This is a genomic window from Nocardia pseudovaccinii (assembly GCF_050942345.1).
GTDB lineage: Bacteria > Actinomycetota > Actinomycetes > Mycobacteriales > Mycobacteriaceae > Nocardia > Nocardia pseudovaccinii.
Genome location: NZ_CP192074.1, coordinates 8,186,717 through 8,203,319, shown reverse-complemented (window position 1 = coordinate 8,203,319; position 16,603 = coordinate 8,186,717). Strand labels below are relative to the sequence as shown.

Below are 16,603 nucleotides of genomic sequence, written 5' to 3'. Positions count from 1 at the left end.
GCCCGCTAGCCGAGCAGCACGTGCTCCTGGGTCACGAAGTAGGAGGACTGCGCCAGGTCGATGAAGTTCTTCTCGTCCTGGGTGAGTCGGTCGTCGGCCTGGATTCCGGCGGGTGTGGTCAATGCCGTGATCACGGCTTGTGCGGAGGGGAACCAGACTTCGGTGACGCCGTCGAAGGCCGCGCCGGTGCCTCGCGCGGTGGCGAGGAGCAGGTTCTGAGTCGAATCCGCCGTGTGGCTCTGGACGTAGCGGTAGCCGCCGAGCACTTTGATCTGCTCGGTGGCGAAAGGCCCGTGGCTGTTGAGCCAGTAGTCGTAGAACTGGGCGGGCGACAGGTCCGCCCGACGTCGGATGGCGCACACCAGCTTCAGTGGATAGGACGAGGAGTCCGCGGCCGCGTCGGGTGCGCGGGAGGCCAGGATGGCCCCGATGCCCGCTGCGGTCGAACCGGTCATGAAGGCGCGCCTTGAACCTGTGCTCTCGCCGGTGTTCTCGTTCAACTGCACTCCTTGTGGTGGCCGCGGGCCGCGGCGTTTCTGATCATTTGATCAAGCGTGATGAGGCTAACAGTTGGCATCAATATGATGCAACGGTCACATTTGACTGATTCATCATTTAGTGGCTCGGCGTGCTCTGGGCCGCGAGATGCCGAATGTCAGCGCCGCCATCGCGGCTATCGCGGCGGCGATGGGGCCGTAGACGTGCAGTGCGGCGATTTGCCTGCGGGCGTCGCGAGCCTGGCCGGTCATCTCGTGGACGGACTGCTCGTCGAACTGCAGTGTGCCGTCGAAGACGGTGATGGCGGCGGGGTCGTCGGACGCCGTCGCCAGATATCGGTGCTGATATTCGCTCACCGTGATGACCGCGCCGGTCACCGGCTCGACCCAGATGTCGCGGGTGGCGGTGTAGTACAAAGACATCGCCACCCCCTGGTCTCCGGCTCGTCCCACCGACTCCGCGGGCAGTGTGATCTCGCCTCGCATCGGCAGCAGGGGAGCGAGGTCGACCGGCGGTACCTGTGAGCGGAAATGCAATAGGCCCAGGCCATCTCGCACGGTGGTGTCGTCGACGTACCGCAGGCGTGTCTCCTGTTGGGAGATGACGTCGAAGTACGGATAGTCGTGCCTGTCGGTGTCGAAAGGAAACTTGTACTGGAATCCGCTGCGGACCGTCTCGAGTGGACGCTGACCGGGCTCGAAAACCGTCTGCGCCGGGGTGTGCCGAGGCGTCCCGCTCGTCCGGCTGATGCTCACCTGATCGACCAGTGCGTCGAGTAACCCGGCCTGTCCCTGGCGATCCAGCCGCGAGGTCTGCTGCGCGACCCGGAGCGTGATGCTGTCGGAATCAGTCGGCTCGACGCTGGTCACCAAAGACGACACCTGGACAGGGACCTTCGACTGGATCTGCACCTTGCCCCGCATCAGGAGGTCGAGGTCCAAGACTGCGCCGGTGCCGACCGCCATCGTCACCTGCCGAATCGGTGCGGGAACCTTGATCAGCGCATCCGCGGTATGGATCGGCAGCAGTGCCGCGACCACCGCGAACACCGCGGCGACGGCTATCGCGACGAATCCGAGGACGCGCCGCCTCGCCCGCGCCTCGCCCTTGCGTTCTGTGCTGCGCTCGCACGGTAGGTCGGTACGCGGGTGGCGATAGCCGAGCATCGACCACTCCTTTCAGCTAACTGACGATATCGGCACTCATGATGACAGAGTCATTTGAAAGCAGTTGACGAATTCGTCACATTCGATCGACGGGGCTCGAGGCCGACGCTGCCCAATGCCGGTCGTGCTGACGAAATATTCAGAATCCTTGACTGACTGCATCCTCGTGAGTGACGATATCGTCAGACAATCACTGGAAAGTAGGAGTGCGCCGATGACAGCCGCATCCATCGTGTTCGCCGTGCTGTTGGCGGTCGGGCTTCTGCCGCTCGGTGCGGTCAAGGTGCTGGCCGTGGCGGCCATGCGTCAGCGTGCCGAACACTTCGGCTACTCGGTGACCGTCTTCCGCGGCATCGGCGTGCTCGAGATCACCGGGGCCCTGGGCGTGCTGGTCGGCATGGTGTGGTGGCCGCTCGGGGCGGCGGCCGGAATCGGGTTGGTGCTCTTGATGATCGGCGCTGTCATCACCCATGTGAAGGTCGGTGACGGTGTGGGCGAGTACGCGCCGTCGATCGGCGTTTGTGTGCTGGCAATCGCCTATGTCGTGACTGTATTCGGGGCGCACCTATGACTGCTCGAAGGGGAGTTCCTCCAGCCCACGTCCCGGTCTACCGTCCCGACATCTATTCGCGCGAGGGCATTCTCGACCCTTATCCGCACTATGCGCGGTTGCGCGAACTCGGGCCGGTGGTGTGGCTGGCCGAGCAACGCGCCTATGCACTGCCGCGCTACGCCGAATGCAAGGCCGTCCTGCGCGACGATCGGACGTTCGTCTCCGGAGCCGGTGTCGGGTTGAACCCGGTGGCCAACCGGCTCTCGAAGGGCACCACCCTCAACAGCGACGGCGAGGATCACAACCGCCGCCGCGCGTTGCTGGCCCGCCGGTTGTCCCCGCGGGCACTGCGAGCGATGCGCGAATCGATCGACCAGCAGGCGGCCGCGGCCGTCGAACATGCGATCGCGCAGGGACGTATCGATGGTGTCGAATTGGCGGCCGCGCTGCCGCTGTCGGTCGTGCCGGATCTGATCGGGTGGCCCCAGCGCGGTCGAGAACACTTGCTGCGGTGGGCGGGAGCCACATTCGACGCGCTCGGGCCACTCAACCGGCAGTCCATGTGCACCGCACCGTCGGCGATCGGGATGATGCATTTCACGCGACGGCTCGCCCGCGAGCGAGACCTGCTGCCGGGCAGCGTCGGGGAGGACGTGCTGCAGGCCACCGACGACGGCAAGCTTTCCCGCGCCGAATGCCCCGCTCTGCTGATCGATTACCTGGCCCCTTCGTTGGACACCACGATCAGCGCGATCGCCAGCGCCATGTACCTTTTCGCACGCCACCCCGAACAGTGGCAGATGCTCGAGGACGATCCAACACGGATACCGAACGCGGTGAACGAGGTCGTACGATTCGAATCACCGCTACGTGCGTTCTCCCGCAAGACGATTCATGATACCGACATCGCCGGAACCAGCATCCCCTCGGGCTCCCGCGTGGTCGTGATCTACTCCTCGGCCAATCGTGACCCGCTGGAATGGGACGACCCCGACACCTTCGACATCCGCCGCGACGCCACCCGCCAACTCGGCTTCGGTCACGGCATACACGGTTGCGCCGGTCAAGGTCTCGCGCGGCTGGAAACGCAGGCCATGCTCGCCGCACTCGTCGAGCAGGTCGACCGCATCGAGATCGCCGGTGCGCCCGAATGGGCGATCAACAACATCATCCACCGCTTCGAACGCCTTCCGCTGCAACTCATTCCAGCCTGACAGAGGAATCCGCCATGAAGATCTCCGTCGACTACCCCCGGTGCGAGGGACACGGCCTGTGCGCCGCACAGGCACCCGAGGTGTTCAGCCTCGATGGCGACGCCGAGCTCATCTACCGTTTCGACGGCGCCGAGGTGCCCGTTGATCTCGTCACGGCTGCCCGCACGGCCGTGGACTCCTGCCCCGTCGCGGCGCTGCGGGAGATCTCGTGAGCCAGTCCGGCTGGCGCCGCTGTCGAAATGCATTACCGGGTTCGCGGCCAATGCGAGGGGCCTGAACAGACAACCGGAGGCAGATATCCTCTTTGCGCACGCCAGCGCTTCGGACCGTGCAGTCGGCGTCGTGTTGCTCGGGGCAGCGGTGATCAGGCCGCACGCTGCTGCGATTCCCGCACGCCGCGCCGATGTTCGACCGCCTGCTACTGCTCGGCCTGGACCGCCACGTCGGCGTCGATTTCCGGGCTGTCGGTTTGGCGGGTGTGCCGGATGCCGCGCCAGCCCAGTGGGAGTTGGACGCGGCCTGCCCGGATATCGCCGATGAGGTGCTCGTATCCGTCACGGACCTCGCTGAGATGGACCCATGCGGAGTGCCGAAGCTCCTCGCAGTCGGCGTGCAGCACCGTCCACCATGCCTCGGCGTAAGTCTTCGCGACATGACTGATCACCTCACCGAAGGTGTGGGTGTGGCGGCGGGCGCACCGGCTGTGACGGACGTAGGACGCCGCCCAAGAGTTGATCTTGTCGATCACCTTCGCGATATCCGCGTGCAGGGCCGTCTCGGTGACTTCGGGCGCATGCCGTTGCGGATTCAAAACCGCCGAAATCAGGGCGGCATGCAGATCGCCGAGTTCTCTCGCCCACGTGATCATCGGGAACGGTTCGGTGAGACGCCCTGCGATCGCGGCCAGCAGTTGATCCGGCGACAGCACCGACGCCGCATCGATCGCACTGTCCCCCGGTGCCGCTATGCCCGCGTCCATGGTGCTCACGGCGCTGCTGACCACCATCTGCGGCCGATGCTGACGTAGTGGTCGCCAAATCGGGCGATGCGCGTCGTGATGTCGGTGGCGCTATCGCGGAGGCTGGTCATGTGGCTCGTCGATCGATGACGGCCTCGGCGGGATGGGCGTGCTGAATCATAGGTTGTTGCTCGACTATTTCGAGATGAACGGTTGATGCGGCGAGTGCGGCGCTGCGTCTCGGCGCATAATGCTAATACTGACTGCGCACTCAGTCAACGACTGGCAAAGCAGTCGGCTGGTGCTAGAGTTTCCGGAAATTTGGCCGAGGAGGGGTGGGATCCGTGGGTGAGCGTGCGACAGGACCGGGCAAGTCGGGCGCGATTCTCGATATCTTCACGCGCCATGTCGCCGAGAAGGGTTACGACGGAACCAGCTTCAGTGGTGTCGCAAGGGAGTTGGGCATCTCTCAGGGCCTGATCGTGCATCACTACGGCACGAAGGCGCGGTTGTTGGAAGCTCTACATGTTTCCTACATGCGGCAGCGGATCGACGAGGCCGAGCGGATTGTTTCGAAGTTCGCCACGCCGACCGAGCAGCTTGCCGGGCTGTTGCACGCGGCCATGCTCTATCAGGTGCACGATCGGAATCGGACCGTCGCATTCCAGCGTGAGGTCGCGCGGTTCGCGCAGCAGGATGAAGCTTCCGAAGGGCGCAAGCTGCGCAGGGCTTACATCGGAATCCTGCACAACGTGGTCGATGCGGGCGTTGCCTCGGGTGAGTTCCGCACTGTCGATACCAGCATCCGGAGCCTGCTCATCTTCGGTTCCGCGCAGTGGGCGTGGACGTGGTTCGAGCCGGAAGGGCGCAGATCCGCCGCGCAGGTCGGTGCCGAACTGGTAGATCTCACCCTTGGATCCCTCTTGGTGAATCGCAATTCGCTGCCGCGCCTGAGTGACCCCGACGGCCCACTGATCGCAGCGGTACTCGAGATCATCACCGCCACCCCGAAAACCGCGTCGGAGTGAAGTCGGCGAAGTTCACGGTCGCCGGGCCGCTCGCGTAGGCGCCGAGCCAAAGCCGGGTCTCGGCAATCCCTATGGGCGGTAGCGCGGACCAACGCCGTCGATGGCCGCCAAACGCTGATTCGTCACCTGCAGTTGACGTTCTGTGCTGCTGGTGAGGTCGTCGACTTGCTCGGCGGTCAACCGCCCGCACGGTTGTCCCCAGTGCAGTGCGATGTCGTCCCCCGGCGCCGCGTCAGGGAGCGCGGCGTAGCCGTCGGTCCACACCGGGATGGTTCGCCGTGTCGTCGCCGACAGTGATAGGCGTGCGCCGTCCCAGCGCAACCGGCTGATCCCGACCGTGAGGTCGTCGCGGTGGCGATCCAGTACCGTCGCGGCGGTGATGCGGCAGTTGTCGAGGATTTCCAAGGGCTGGTCGCCGCCGGCGACGGGCAGCAGCCTGGTCCACGGGTAGACGCCGAAGACGTGGAAGCTGTGGTTCGCGGCCGCCTCCGGAGCGAGATCGGGCCCCAGATGGGACCAGTACACACCCGCGATCGGAGCGATGAGGCGCAGCAGCTCGGCCAGGAACTCGGGACCGTCGAGTTCGTCGCCGATGCCTCCACCCAGCCAATAGGACGCCACCAGCCGCTCGTCGAGCGGGTCGGTGACGCCGGTCAGGCGCGACATCGCCCGCAGGTACGGCCATGCGCCGGAGAAGCCGCGCGCCAGCACCCGCACGCGTTCGCCATCGCGGTCACGTAGCGCCGCGGTGTGCTCTGGCCCGCAGTACCCGAGGTGGTTGGGCGCGTACGCGTAGCGCGCGAACATCTCCACACCGTCCATCAGGTCGGTTCCTCCGATAGCGTTGCGCTCCAGCGGTTTTCGATGTCGCCGTAATGCCAGATCGCGAGTGCGCCTGCCCAGGTGAACGCGAAGAGGCCGACGATGATGAAGCCCATCGTGGCGAGGTCGACGCCCCCGATCCAGGCGAGTACCCCGCCGGTGACCTCGAGTTTCTCGGTGAGGATGGAGATGAGCTCCTGGACACCGATCAGCAGGGCCACCGCGACCGAGAGCCCGGTGACCACCATGTTGTAGTAGATCTTGCGGATCGGTCCGGCGAAGGCCCACCCGTAGGCGTAGTTCATGAACGAACCGTCCAGCGCGTCGAACAGCGACATGCCCGCCGAGAACAGCACGGGCAGAACGAGAATCGCGTACCAGGGCAGCCCGGTGGCGGCCGCGCCGCCAGCGATCACCAGCAGACCCACTTCGGTGACGGTGTCGAAACCGAGGCCGAACAACAGCCCCACCGGATACATCTGCCAGGGCTTGCGCACCGTGCGCATGACCGGCGCCAAGATCCGGTTGAGCACGCCGCGCGAGTCCAGTGCGCGCTCGAGTTGCGCTTCGCTGTAGCCGCCGCGCCGCATGGCACGTAAGACCTGCCAGATCCCGATCAGCGCGGCCAGGTTCAGCAGTCCGATGAGGATCAGGAAGGTGCCCGAGACCGATGTGCCGAAAACCCCGGTCCACCGCTGCAGCCGCGAGTCCTCGTCTTCCAGGTTTCGCGCCAGCGCCGTAATCCCCGAGGCCAGCAGTCCGACGAGCACGAAGACGATCGTGGAGTGCCCCAAGGAGAACCAGAAGCCGACCGTGATCGGTTTCTGCTTGTCTGCCACCAGTTTTCGGGTGGTGTTGTCGATCGCCGCGATATGGTCGGCGTCGAAGGCGTGTCGCATGCCCAGCGTGTAGGCGGTGACGCCGAGCCCGACGCCGAAGATCGCGCCGTCCACCAGGTACTCGTCGGGCACGACCAGCAACAGCAGCGTTCCCCATCCCACGATGTGCAGGATGACGATCGTCGCTGCCATGCCGAGGATGCCGCGACGCTGCCCGCGGTCGAATCCGGCCCAGGCATCTCGCAGCCTCGTGGTGATCGTCGCCATCGCCACGGTCCCATCTTTCCCACTCGTCCGGCGGAGCCACCGCCGTGTTCAACAGATTCGCGGTAGCTGTTCTCCTGCGGGCAGGTCGACGACACGGGTGCCGCCGAGGGCGGTGCGGGCCACCACCATCCCCGGATGCTCGACAACGCAGTGACCCACGAGTGCCGCGTGAGCGCCGAGGGGATGCGCGTGCATGGCATCGAGGACCCGGTCGGCGTCGGCGGGTGGCACGAACGCGACGAGTTTGCCTTCGTTGGCGACATACAGCGGGTCGAGACCGAGCAACCCGCAGGCATCGCGCACCCCGACAGGCACCGGTATCGCCCGTTCGTCGAGTTCGACGCCGACGCCCGCGGCCCGGGCGATCTCGTTGAGGGAGGCGCCCATGCCACCGCGTGTGGGATCGCGCAGCACGTGCACATCGGCACCGGTGGCGAGCATGGCCGCGACCAATCCGTGCAGTGGCGCGGTATCGCTGCACAGTGTCGTGCCGAACTCGAGTCCTTCCCGGCAGCTCAGCACCGCGATACCGTGCAGTCCGATCTCACCGCTGACCAGCACCATATCGCCGGGCCTTGCCCGCTTGGGCCGGATGTCCACGCCCTCGGGCACCAGTCCGATGCCCGCGGTGTTGATGAAGATGCCATCGCCGTGCCCGGCGTCGACGACCTTGGTGTCACCGGTGACCAGCCGGACCTCGGCCGCGAGCGCGGCGGTGCCGACGGCTTCGGCGATGCGGGCGATCTCGGCCAGCGCGGTGCCCTCTTCGAGGATGAACGCGGTCGAGAGCACCATCGGCTTGGCGCCGGACATCGCCAGATCGTTCACGGTGCCGTTCACAGCGAGGTCACCGATCGAGCCGCCCGGAAACACCAGCGGCTTGACCACGAACGAGTCGGTGGAGAACGCCAGCCGCGCGTCGCCGAGGGGGAGCACCGCCGAATCGCCGAGCTCGGTGTCGGCGGCCGCGCCGAATGCGGGCAGGAACAGGTGCTCGATCAGCTCGCCCGACATCGCACCGCCGCCGCCGTGTCCCATCACGATATTGGGCGCGTCGCGCAGCGGCATGGGACAGACCCAACCATCGATGTCGAGCGGGGGAGATGCGGCTGCCCGACTGCCGTTGGTGTCAGGCATGGGCGACCTCCGCGGGAAGATCGAGACGCCGGTACAGGTAGTACGCGGCACAGGCGCCTTCGGAGGAGACCATTGTCGCGCCCAACGGGTTTCGCGGGGTGCATTCCTTGCCGAATGCGGCGCATTCGTGAGGTTTGATCAAGCCTTGGAGCACTTCACCGGACCGGCACACCGAAGACTCGGCGGTGTGCAGATCGCCGACGGCGAAACGCTGTTCGGCGTCGTAGTCGCGGTAGCGCGACGACAGCCGCCAGCCGCTGAGGGGGATCACGCCGATGCCGCGCCACGCTCGGTCGGTGACCTCGAAGACGTCCTCGAGCATCGCCTTGGCCGCCGGATTCCCGGCCGCGGCTACCGCGCGGGGATAGGCGTTCTCGACCTCGTGGCGTCCTTCCTCGAGCTGGAGCACGGTGCGGCGGATGCCTTCGAGGATGTCCAGCGGTTCGAATCCGGTGACCACCATCGGAACCTTGTATTTCTCGGCCAGCGGCGGATATTCGCCGGTGCCCATCACCGTGCAGACGTGCCCGGCGGCGAGGAATCCCTGCACCCGGCAGCTGGGCGACTCCATGATCGCCGCGATGGCGGGCGGGACGAGCACGTGCGAGACCAGCAGCGAGAAATTCTCGATGCCGAGCCGTTGGGCCTGGTACACCGTCATCGCGTTGGCGGGCGCGGTGGTCTCGAATCCGATGCCGAAGAACACCACCTGCCGATCCGGGTTGTTCTTGGCCAGTTCCAGCGCGTCCAGCGGCGAGTAGACCACCCGCACGTCGCCGCCTTCGCTCTTGACCCGGAACAGATCCTTGTGACTGCCGGGTACCCGCAGCATGTCGCCGAAGGAGCAGAAGATCACCCCCGGCCGTGCGGCGATCTCCAGTGCCTTGTCGATCACCTCGAGCGGGGTGACGCACACCGGGCAACCGGGCCCGTGGATCATCTCGATCTGATCCGGCAACAGCTGGTCGATCCCGTGGCGGATGATCGAATGTGTCTGTCCGCCACACACTTCCATGATCGACCAGCGCTTGCTGGTGGTGGCGCGGATACGGTCGAGCAGGTGCCGCGCCAGCTCGGGATTGCTGAATTCGTCCAGGTATTTCATGACTTCGCCTCCTGGTCGTCGACGGTTGCGCCCGGCGCGGTCGCGTCGGAATTGTTCGCCCCGGGTTGTGGGGCTTCGGGGTTGTCGACACCGGCCTGCTTCGCCGCGAGCGCGAAACCGTCGCCGAACTCCTCCTTCAGTACGCCGAGATGTTCGAACTCGGCCAGCGTCCGCAATGCGGATTCTTCATCCAGGCGTTGGATCGCGAACCCGACGTGCACCACGACGTAATCGCCGACCGCCACGTCCGGGATGTATTGCAGGCACACGTCTTTGTGCACGCCGCCGAAGTCGACCTCCGACATCAGCGTGCCGTCGCGTTCGTTGACGCTGAGCACCTTTCCGGGAACCGCAAGACACATCGCTCGTCTCCTTCACTCACACCGCACCGGCTACCAGGAGCTGACCGAACGCGATCCCGCCGTCGTTCGGTGGCAGTCTGCGATGACTGATGACACGGAATCCGTCGTGCCGCAGCAGACGGGTACAGCTCGACAACAGCAGCGCGTTCTGGAACACACCGCCCGACAGCGCGATCGCCGACTCGGGCGCGGCGAATCGCCGTGCGGTGTCGTGCACGAGGTCGGCGACGGCGGCGTGGAATCGGGCGCCGATGATCGCGGGCGATACGCCGCCTGCCGCGTCGGCGACGACCTCGGCGAGTACCGGGGCAGGATCGATCCGCGCGGGATCGCCGTCGTGCCAAGTGAATCGGTACCGGCCCGCCGCCGGGCCTGCCCCGCGGGCCAGACCCTCGAGTTCGATCGCGGCCTGCGCCTCATAGTCGACGATGTGCCGCACCCCGGCCAGGGAGGCGACCGCGTCGAACAGTCTGCCCATGCTCGAGGTCGGCGCGCAGCCGAGCCCGGTGTCGAATTGGTGCGCGAGCACGGCCCGCTCGGCTTCGGGGCAGGCGTCGACCGAGGCGATGCCGGGGAACCATTCGATGCCCGCGGTGCGCAGATGCGACAGGGCCATCCGATAGGGCTTTCGGACGCTGAGGTCGCCGCCCGCCAAGGGCACATAGGACAGGTGCGCAATGCGCCGGTAGCCCTTGTATCCGGCGACGAGCACCTCACCGCCCCAGACCGCGCCATCGGGTCCGTACCCGGTGCCGTCGAAGGCGATGCCGAGGACCGTCTCGTTCGCATCGATCCCGTGCTCGCCCATCACCGCGGCCAGATGCGCGTGATGATGTTGCACCGTGTGCACCGGTCGGTCGGCCGCGTTCGCCCGGGCCCACGCGGTCGAACGGTAGCCGGGGTGCGCGTCGGCGGCGAGTTGGGTCGGGTGCACGCAAGTGAGTTCCTCCAGGTGGGATCGCGCCGTGTCGAATGCCTGCAAGGTGGCCAGATCGTCCATGTCGCCGATGTGCTGACTCAGCCAGGCGTACCGTCCGTCGGCGACAGCGCAGGTGTTCTTCAGGTCGGCGCCGACCGCCAGGGTCGGCGGAACCGGGATGGGCAGCGCCAGCGGGAGCGGTGCGTAGCCGCGGGAGCGGCGCACCGGCAGCTCGGCGCCGTCCACGACACGCACCACCGAGTCGTCGCACGGGACGAGAATGCGCCGGTTGTGGCCGAGCCAGGCGTCGGCGAGCCCGGCCAGACGGGTGCGGGCGTCGGCGTCGTCGTAGCAGATCGGTTCGCCGCCGAGATTGCCGGAGGTCATGACCAGCACGTCGGGGCCGGGTGGATCGCCGGGCAGGCCGAACAGCAGCAGATGCAGTGGGGTGTAGGCGAGCATGACGCCGAGGTCGGGATTGCCCGGTGCGACCGCGTCGGCGACGGGCCGTTGGCCACGCGGCAGCAGGACGATAGGCCGCTGCGGACCGCTCAGCAGGGTCGCACCGGTGGGATCGATGGTCACGATGCGGGCCGCGGCGTCCAAGTCGGCGACCATGACGGCGAACGGCTTGTTGCCGCGCCGCTTGCGGCGACGCAATTCGGCCACGGCCGTGTCGTTGTCGGCGTCGCAGGCGAGGTGGTAGCCGCCGATGCCTTTGACCGCGAGAACGCCTCCGGCGCAAAGTAATTCGCGCGCCGCGGCGAGTGGTCGGGCGGGATCGCCGGGGCCGACGTAGGACAGGGTGGGCCCGCAGTCCGGGCAGGCGATGGGCTGGGCGTGGAACCTGCGATCGGCGGGGTCGGCGTATTCGCGGGCGCAGCGCGGGCACATGGCGAAATCGGCCATGGACGTGCGCTCGCGGTCGTAGGGCAGTCCGGCGATGATGGTGAATCGCGGGCCGCAGTTGGTGCAGTTGACGAAGGGGTGGCGGTAGCGGCGGTCGGCGGGGTCGCGCAGTTCCCGCGCGCAGTCCGTACAGATCGCCACATCGGGTGAGGCCAGGGTGCGTCCGGCGCCGCCGCGCCGGGTGTCCCCGATCCGGAATCCGGTACCGCCGCGGATATCGACCGCGGTCTGCTCGACCGAGGCGACGGCGGCCAGCGGCGGCGGGGACTCGTGCACCCGGCGAACGAACTCCCGCACCGATGCCTCGGCGCCCTCGATCTCGATGACGACGCCGTCCGTGTCGTTGGCGACGCTGCCGGTCAGCGCGAGCTCGACGGCCGTGGTGTAGACGAACGGCCGGAATCCGACGCCCTGCACCACGCCGCGCACGAGCAGGCGGCGGCGAACGCGGTCGACGGTCACGGCTGTTCTCCGCTGCCGAGCAGGCGCAGCCCGGCCATCGCCCGCTCCGCCCCAGCGGCGTCGGTCTTCTCGACGACGAATCCCATGTGAATGATCACCCAATCACCCGGTGCGGCGGACTGATCCGCGTCGAGCAGACCGATATTGACCTTGCGCTTCTCCCCGGATACCTCGACCACGGCGATCTGCCCGTGGTAACCGTCCGGAATCTCCACGACCCGCCCCGGAATGCCAAGGCACATCCTCACACCTCCTGTCCAGCGCGCAATTGGGCCGCGATGCGCGTGACCTCGGCCGCCGCCGGGTCGACGGCCGCGGAGACGGCAGGGCTGAGGCCGATTCCCTCGGCCACCGAGTCGACCTGGCAACCGACGACGACGGTCGGCGGCACGACACCGCCGAGCGCGCGCACCGCGGCGAAGACCGCTTCGGGATTCATCGCGTGCGCGTCCATTGCCGTCGTCGCCCCCGACTCGTGTTCGGCGCGCAGTATCTGCACGCGTCCGGGTTCGCCGGTATTCGGCAGGGCGTCGACCAGCACCACCGCATCCCACCCGTCGAGCAGGTCGTAGGCCAGGTGCAACCCGCGGATGCCGTAGTCGACGATCCGCTGGTTCTCCTCCCACGCCGTGGGCAGCCGACTGACCACCTCGGGGCCGAATCCGTCGTCGCCGAGGAAGATATTGCCGATCCCGGCAATGAGCACACGAGCGCCCATCTCACATGTGGCGAATCTTCATATACCGCCGGAGGTCGGGGATCGACCGTATGCCGACATACGCGCCGCCCACGACAATGACTGCCACCACCGCGATAGCGACCACACCGACTACTTCCATGACCGTATTCCTTTCACTCGTCGCCGTTGACAATCGGTTCGAGCTCATCTGGAGCGAAATACAGATAGCGGCCATACCACTCGTGCAGATCGGCCGCGGGATCGTCGTCGATGACCACACCGACGTGCGTTTCGCCGTCGACGTCGGCGTGCACCGAGGTGACGCGCGCCGCCCTGCCCTCGTAGAACAGGTCGTGTGCGTCGGCGCGCCGCATCGGGCGCAGCCGAACCCGGCTGCCCTTGCGTACCAGCACCCCGGCGATCGGGACCGCGTCGGACTCCGGGCGCACCGCGCCGTCGGCCGCGGGATCCCACCAGCTCATGCCCTCGGGCACCTCGGGAACCAGGTGCGGCGTCGGCTCGCGCCACAGTCCGTGCAGGTCGTGCATGGCCTCGGGCGTCATCCCTTCGCAGCGGTCGATGATCTCGGCCGCTCTCGGGTCGGTGGCGCGGGCCCGTTCCTTTTCGTCGTCGGTGAGCGTCATCACCCGCAGTGTGAGGATTTCGTCGATCTCGGTGGAGTCGAACAGCTGGCCCGCGCTCTGCTCGGCGATCTCGGGATGGTCGTAGAGGATGATCGGCGACACCAGGACAACGCCGTGGTGGCCGGGCGGCCCGGCCAAGACCGGGAAACAGCGGTGCTGGGCGCAGTGCCCGACGGCCGTCTCTGCGCCGGGTTCGGGGTCGAGGAGCGAGACGAACTCACCGTCGTCGAGTTCGGCGATCACGTGGGCGCCGAGCATGGAGCGGGCGGTGGCGTCGTCCGAACTGGCGGCTGCGCCGCCGCTGTTGCGCAGCCGTATTCCGATCCGCCGATAGTCGCCCTCGGGGGCGACCGTCAATTCGAGTGTGCCCTCGATCGGTGCGCGAATGCGCACCATCGTGCCCGCCGTCGATCCCGGAATCGGTTCGACCGCCTGCCAGCCCGGCACCTCGATCGGCGTCGTAGTTTCAACCAAAGTCCAAGGGCCACAGGTTATTTCGCATTCGGTGGCCTCGTCCCAGCTGACCCATCGGCGGCCGTCGACGATCAGTTCGGCGCGCTCGGTCCCGTCCAGTTCGACGGTTCGGCGCTGCAGTTGCAGGAACCGCGCGGTGAGCGTGATCCGCGTGGCACCGGACGCGCGGACGAGGCATTCGGCGGCCAGCGAATCGTCCTCACCGAATCCGGCCGCGGCCGCGCCGCGCGGGCCGAGCACGCCGAACTGCCAGCGGGACTGGTTCTTTCGCGCGTCCGACCGGTACGGGTACAGCAGATACCCCTCGTACAGCACCGCGTCGGCGACGGCGCGGGCGCGGGTCATGGCGGCGTTCACGGCGCGGACTCCTCGGTGAGAAGTTTCGCGACAGCGTCGTCGAATCCGAGCAATCCGTGCGAAGACTTGTAGGCGGCAAGCGCTTCGACATTCTCCCTGCGCAACCGCACCCAGCCGGAATTCGGATAGTGGGCGTCCATGAGATCGCGCCATACGGCGACCGGCATCTCGAATTTGTCCTCGCGGTCCCATGGCACCTGCTGAACCGCGAAACCCGTTTCCCCCCTGATGAATACGGTGCCGCTGAACAGGAAGATCAGGGGCACGGTGCCCTCGCGCAGGGCGTGCAGATACTTCGATCCGGTGACCTCGAAGTCGTAGGTGCACGGCATCGGCAGTTCCACCTCGGCGCCGCCGGAGAAGCCGGGCACCATGGTGGCACAGTGCATCCAGGTGAACGACTTCTGTGTTTCGTGCCAGCGTTCGCGCGGGCCGAAAAGGTCGAGCAGCCCCGCGCCTTCGGCGTCGGAGTAGCCGCGCCGGAAGGGTTCGATGCGCACCTGGGCGCGCAGCGCGATCGCGTGCACCGGCTCCTCGGCCAGCGCGGCGATGCCGATGCGCGCCGACAGATTCGGGGCGACCGCGTACGGTTCCGGTCGCACCTCGAGCACCGCGAAGGTCATCGCATAGGCCGGGCTCATCACGCCACCTCCGGCCGGGCCCGAGCCGACATCGTGGTGAAGAATTCGGCGATGTAGTCCCTGGCCTCCTTGCCGCCGTCGAATCCGCGCCACAGCATCCGCATCCGTCCGACGAACTCGTAGCAGGCATCGATCGGAAGCAGCAGGACCGCACCGGGACCGCCGCGCTCGGGCATCCGGATCAGCAGGGCCTCGACATCCGGTGCGAGCCGGTCGAGTTCGGGATGGCGATCCAACATCGCCTGCCAATCCCGCAGTGGCAGTTCGGATTCGGTCGCCCCGGCCGGTCCCGGATAGAACGCGGCAGTGCGTCCGAGCGCCGAATTGACGAAGAAGAACGCCAGGCCGACCGGGATTTCGAGGGCGTCCCATTCGCCCTGACCGATCGCACAGTCGGGGAACGAGACGTAGTGGTCGGGCACCGCCCGGTAGCGCAGCGCGGCGTGCTGATCGGTGAACAGCAGATAGCAGCCCACGCATACGCACATGAGCTGCCTGCCCTCGATATCCACCACATGCCGATGCTGTGCACCGACCGGTTCGGCGCACATTTCGCATCGCTCTCCGGCCGCTGCTGGCGGGGGCGGATCGGTCACGATACGGCGCAGTGCGCGCAGACCCTGGTTCATCCACTGACCTCCGCGGGCACCGCCACCGAGATCTCACCGGAGCGCACCAGCACGGGCAGCGGCTCGAGATGCCCCTCGCCGTCCAACCGCGTTCCGGCGTGCACCACGTCGAAATGGGCCAGGCACCCCGGACAGCGCAGCACCGCCGAACCGGCCGGAGCTCCCATCCTGCGGTGCAGCGCGGCCCCCGCCATCGAACGCCCACAGGCCGCGCAGCGGTCGCGATAGACGAACAGGTCCGTGCCGACCCGGCAGGCCAGCACCGGCACGTCGGCCACGGTGAACCCGCCGACCTCGCCTGCCGCCAGCTCCGCGAGCTCCGGGACCGAGATCCAGCTGCCCGCGGGCGGATCAGCGGTGTGTACCCGCGCGAAGAGCGCTTCGGCCGGTATCACCCCCGCCTGCGGCTCTGCCGCCGCGGCGACCACCTCGATGGTCTCGATTTCCGGCGCGGCCGCACGCACCGCATCCTCCACCGCCAGTTCCAGCGTCACCGACGATGAAGGGCAGGTGCGACAGCTGCCGGACAGCTCGAGCCGCACGACACCGTCGGCCACATCGATGAGCGTCACATCGCCGCCGTGCGAGCCGAGGTAGGGGCGGACGCTGTCCAGCGCCGTCGCCACCCTCGTTCGCACGTCGTGCGGGTGCAGGCCGTGCACCAACAGCAGGCTCGCGACCAGATCGTCGCGGGTCAGCTGCTCGACGACCCGGTCGTCGAGCCCGGCCGTGATCCGGCCGAGTGCCGCGCCGTAGAGGTCGACCACCTCACGCACGAGACGCTCGGCGCGCTCGCGCGCCACCGGCCCGCCTGCCGAACAGGCATCCAGCAGGGTGTCGATCCGATCACCCGCGCCCCGCCACTGGTTGTCGTCGATCGGTCTGGCTCGCTGCTGCGGGCCACCATCCACGCTGTGCCTCCCGTCGTCGGCCCGACCTG

The 16,603-nt window shown here is 67.3% G+C and carries 20 protein-coding genes; 4 read left to right on the top strand and 16 right to left on the bottom strand.

Going from position 1 to position 16,603, the window contains the following annotated elements:
- Window positions 1-5 precede the first annotated feature (5 nt).
- Both ACQPZ2_RS37170 and ACQPZ2_RS37165 read right to left on the bottom strand, forming a co-directional pair.
- Window positions 6-455, bottom strand: a complete 450-nt coding sequence (locus ACQPZ2_RS37170; RefSeq protein ID WP_433522680.1) for an EthD domain-containing protein — start codon at window positions 453-455, stop codon at window positions 6-8.
- A 156-nt stretch (window positions 456-611) separates the two neighbouring features.
- The gene (locus ACQPZ2_RS37165; protein WP_433522679.1) at window positions 612-1,664 is read right to left on the bottom strand and encodes a DUF3068 domain-containing protein; all 1,053 of its coding nucleotides are present in this window, start codon (window positions 1,662-1,664) and stop codon (window positions 612-614) included.
- 214 nt (window positions 1,665-1,878) lie between these two features.
- Here ACQPZ2_RS37165 and ACQPZ2_RS37160 point away from each other — a divergent pair, with 214 nt between their 5' ends.
- From ACQPZ2_RS37160 to ACQPZ2_RS37150, 3 genes are read left to right on the top strand one after another with little or no spacing between them, the layout of a single operon-like run.
- Window positions 1,879-2,235, top strand: a complete 357-nt coding sequence (locus tag ACQPZ2_RS37160; protein WP_433522678.1) for a DoxX family protein — start codon at window positions 1,879-1,881, stop codon at window positions 2,233-2,235.
- The gene (locus ACQPZ2_RS37155; RefSeq protein ID WP_433522677.1) at window positions 2,232-3,431 is read left to right on the top strand and encodes a cytochrome P450; all 1,200 of its coding nucleotides are present in this window, start codon (window positions 2,232-2,234) and stop codon (window positions 3,429-3,431) included. Before ACQPZ2_RS37160 ends, ACQPZ2_RS37155 begins: the two co-directional genes overlap by 4 nt.
- A gap of 14 nt (window positions 3,432-3,445) precedes the next feature.
- Complete coding sequence (locus ACQPZ2_RS37150; protein WP_433522676.1) at window positions 3,446-3,643, top strand: ferredoxin; 198 nt, start codon at window positions 3,446-3,448, stop codon at window positions 3,641-3,643.
- A gap of 206 nt (window positions 3,644-3,849) precedes the next feature.
- Here ACQPZ2_RS37150 and ACQPZ2_RS37145 read toward each other — a convergent pair whose 3' ends face one another.
- Window positions 3,850-4,437: a hypothetical protein gene (locus ACQPZ2_RS37145; protein ID WP_433522675.1), complete on the bottom strand. Its 588-nt coding sequence runs from the start codon at window positions 4,435-4,437 to the stop codon at window positions 3,850-3,852.
- Window positions 4,438-4,733: 296 nt separating this feature from the next.
- Here ACQPZ2_RS37145 and ACQPZ2_RS37140 point away from each other — a divergent pair, with 296 nt between their 5' ends.
- Entirely contained in the window at window positions 4,734-5,417 is a 684-nt protein-coding gene (locus ACQPZ2_RS37140; protein WP_433522674.1) for a TetR/AcrR family transcriptional regulator, read from the top strand.
- A 69-nt stretch (window positions 5,418-5,486) separates the two neighbouring features.
- Here ACQPZ2_RS37140 and ACQPZ2_RS37135 read toward each other — a convergent pair whose 3' ends face one another.
- From ACQPZ2_RS37135 to ACQPZ2_RS37075, 13 genes are read right to left on the bottom strand one after another with little or no spacing between them, the layout of a single operon-like run.
- Window positions 5,487-6,239 carry a DUF6390 family protein gene (locus ACQPZ2_RS37135; protein WP_433522673.1) on the bottom strand — a complete coding sequence of 251 codons (753 nt, stop codon included), beginning with the start codon at window positions 6,237-6,239 and terminating at the stop codon, window positions 5,487-5,489.
- Window positions 6,239-7,345: a HoxN/HupN/NixA family nickel/cobalt transporter gene (locus ACQPZ2_RS37130; RefSeq protein ID WP_433527623.1), complete on the bottom strand. Its 1,107-nt coding sequence runs from the start codon at window positions 7,343-7,345 to the stop codon at window positions 6,239-6,241. The genes ACQPZ2_RS37135 and ACQPZ2_RS37130 overlap by 1 nt, the downstream gene beginning before the upstream one ends.
- 48 nt (window positions 7,346-7,393) lie before the next feature.
- A complete protein-coding gene (gene hypE, locus ACQPZ2_RS37125; RefSeq protein ID WP_433522672.1) occupies window positions 7,394-8,482 on the bottom strand; it encodes a hydrogenase expression/formation protein HypE in 1,089 nt (362 codons plus the stop codon).
- Window positions 8,475-9,587, bottom strand: coding sequence for a hydrogenase formation protein HypD (gene hypD / locus ACQPZ2_RS37120; RefSeq protein WP_433522671.1), 1,113 nt, complete (start codon window positions 9,585-9,587; stop codon window positions 8,475-8,477). Before hypD ends, hypE begins: the two co-directional genes overlap by 8 nt.
- Window positions 9,584-9,949: a HypC/HybG/HupF family hydrogenase formation chaperone gene (locus tag ACQPZ2_RS37115; RefSeq protein ID WP_433522670.1), complete on the bottom strand. Its 366-nt coding sequence runs from the start codon at window positions 9,947-9,949 to the stop codon at window positions 9,584-9,586. The genes hypD and ACQPZ2_RS37115 overlap by 4 nt, the downstream gene beginning before the upstream one ends.
- 16 nt (window positions 9,950-9,965) lie before the next feature.
- Window positions 9,966-12,239 (bottom strand): carbamoyltransferase HypF, encoded by a 2,274-nt coding sequence (gene hypF / locus ACQPZ2_RS37110; RefSeq protein WP_433522669.1) that lies wholly within the window; start codon window positions 12,237-12,239, stop codon window positions 9,966-9,968.
- Window positions 12,236-12,481, bottom strand: coding sequence for a HypC/HybG/HupF family hydrogenase formation chaperone (locus tag ACQPZ2_RS37105; RefSeq protein ID WP_433522668.1), 246 nt, complete (start codon window positions 12,479-12,481; stop codon window positions 12,236-12,238). The genes hypF and ACQPZ2_RS37105 overlap by 4 nt, the downstream gene beginning before the upstream one ends.
- Window positions 12,482-12,483: 2 nt before the next feature.
- Complete coding sequence (locus ACQPZ2_RS37100) at window positions 12,484-12,957, bottom strand: hydrogenase maturation protease (RefSeq protein ID WP_433522667.1); 474 nt, start codon at window positions 12,955-12,957, stop codon at window positions 12,484-12,486.
- 1 nt (window position 12,958) lies between these two features.
- Complete coding sequence (locus ACQPZ2_RS37095) at window positions 12,959-13,078, bottom strand: DUF6893 family small protein (RefSeq protein WP_373864772.1); 120 nt, start codon at window positions 13,076-13,078, stop codon at window positions 12,959-12,961.
- A 13-nt stretch (window positions 13,079-13,091) separates the two neighbouring features.
- Window positions 13,092-14,393 carry a hypothetical protein gene (locus ACQPZ2_RS37090; RefSeq protein WP_433522666.1) on the bottom strand — a complete coding sequence of 434 codons (1,302 nt, stop codon included), beginning with the start codon at window positions 14,391-14,393 and terminating at the stop codon, window positions 13,092-13,094.
- Window positions 14,390-15,034 (bottom strand): DUF6084 family protein, encoded by a 645-nt coding sequence (locus ACQPZ2_RS37085; protein ID WP_433522665.1) that lies wholly within the window; start codon window positions 15,032-15,034, stop codon window positions 14,390-14,392. The genes ACQPZ2_RS37090 and ACQPZ2_RS37085 overlap by 4 nt, the downstream gene beginning before the upstream one ends.
- Complete coding sequence (locus ACQPZ2_RS37080; RefSeq protein ID WP_433522664.1) at window positions 15,034-15,663, bottom strand: DUF5947 family protein; 630 nt, start codon at window positions 15,661-15,663, stop codon at window positions 15,034-15,036. Before ACQPZ2_RS37080 ends, ACQPZ2_RS37085 begins: the two co-directional genes overlap by 1 nt.
- A complete protein-coding gene (locus ACQPZ2_RS37075; protein ID WP_433522663.1) occupies window positions 15,660-16,574 on the bottom strand; it encodes a NifU family protein in 915 nt (304 codons plus the stop codon). The genes ACQPZ2_RS37080 and ACQPZ2_RS37075 overlap by 4 nt, the downstream gene beginning before the upstream one ends.
- Window positions 16,575-16,603: the final 29 nt, after the last annotated feature.